Source organism: Shigella sp. SIG6 (genome assembly GCF_053555815.1).
On sequence record NZ_JBQZXC010000276.1, the window covers coordinates 1 to 920 of the forward strand.

At 46.0% G+C, this 920-nt stretch carries 3 protein-coding genes; 2 read left to right on the plus strand and 1 reads right to left on the minus strand.

Annotation, left to right across the window (positions count from 1 at the left end; translation table 11 throughout):
* The coding region (gene ydfV / locus ACUU1M_RS20325) for a protein YdfV (RefSeq protein WP_449144784.1) at positions 1 to 267 on the minus strand (267 nt) is incomplete at its 3' end.
* A gap of 24 nt (positions 268 to 291) precedes the next feature.
* Here ydfV and relB point away from each other — a divergent pair.
* Both relB and relE read left to right on the plus strand, forming a co-directional pair.
* Positions 292 to 531 carry a type II toxin-antitoxin system antitoxin RelB gene (relB, locus tag ACUU1M_RS20330; protein ID WP_000534858.1) on the plus strand — a complete coding sequence of 80 codons (240 nt, stop codon included), beginning with the start codon at positions 292 to 294 and terminating at the stop codon, positions 529 to 531.
* Positions 531 to 818, plus strand: coding sequence for a type II toxin-antitoxin system mRNA interferase RelE (relE, locus tag ACUU1M_RS20335; protein WP_000323025.1), 288 nt, complete (start codon positions 531 to 533; stop codon positions 816 to 818). The genes relB and relE overlap by 1 nt, the downstream gene beginning before the upstream one ends.
* The last annotated feature ends 102 nt before the right edge of the window (positions 819 to 920 follow it).

The following is a 920-nucleotide window of genomic DNA, read 5'->3' on the forward strand; positions in this document are numbered from 1 at the left end:
AAGCAACACTGACATGCTAAAGCAAAAAATAGATGAATAAGTTGAGTTGTGCATATGTAGCCTGACCGTCACAAAGTATATGGTGTCTGTACCAGTAAGATGATGGCCGGACTCTTTAAAAAAGAGCTGACCTGCACAATACAGGATAGACTTAGCAATGGCTGCTCCTGGCACAAAGCGGACAGTGATCACCGTTCTTACGACTACTTTCTGACTTCCTTCGTGACTTGCCCTAAGCATGTTGTAGTGCGATACTTGTAATGACATTTGTAATTACAAGAGGTGTAAGACATGGGTAGCATTAACCTGCGTATTGACGATGAACTTAAAGCGCGTTCTTACGCCGCGCTTGAAAAAATGGGTGTAACTCCTTCTGAAGCGCTTCGTCTCATGCTCGAGTATATCGCTGACAATGAACGCTTGCCGTTCAAACAGACACTCCTGAGCGATGAAGATGCTGAACTTGTGGAGATAGTGAAAGAACGGCTTCGTAATCCTAAGCCAGTACGTGTGACGCTGGATGAACTCTGATGGCGTATTTTCTGGATTTTGACGAGCGGGCACTAAAGGAATGGCGAAAGCTGGGCTCGACGGTACGTGAACAGTTGAAAAAGAAGCTGGTTGAAGTACTTGAGTCACCCCGGATTGAAGCAAACAAGCTCCGTGGTATGCCTGATTGTTACAAGATTAAGCTCCGGTCTTCAGGCTATCGCCTTGTATACCAGGTTATAGACGAGAAAGTTGTCGTTTTCGTGATTTCTGTTGGGAAAAGAGAACGCTCGGAAGTATATAGCGAGGCGGTCAAACGCATTCTCTGAACCAAAGCATGACATCTCTGTTTCGCACCGAAGGTGACACTTCTGCTTTGCGTTGACAGGAGAAGCAGGCTATGAAGCAGCAAAAGGCGATGTTAATCGCCC

Bases quoted from the DNA above. Each gene is read 5' to 3' on its own strand.
- relB (WP_000534858.1), top strand. From the start codon at position 292: ATGGGTAGCATTAACCTGCGTATTGACGATGAACTTAAAGCGCGTTCT.
- relE (WP_000323025.1), top strand. From the start codon at position 531: ATGGCGTATTTTCTGGATTTTGACGAGCGGGCACTAAAGGAATGGCGA.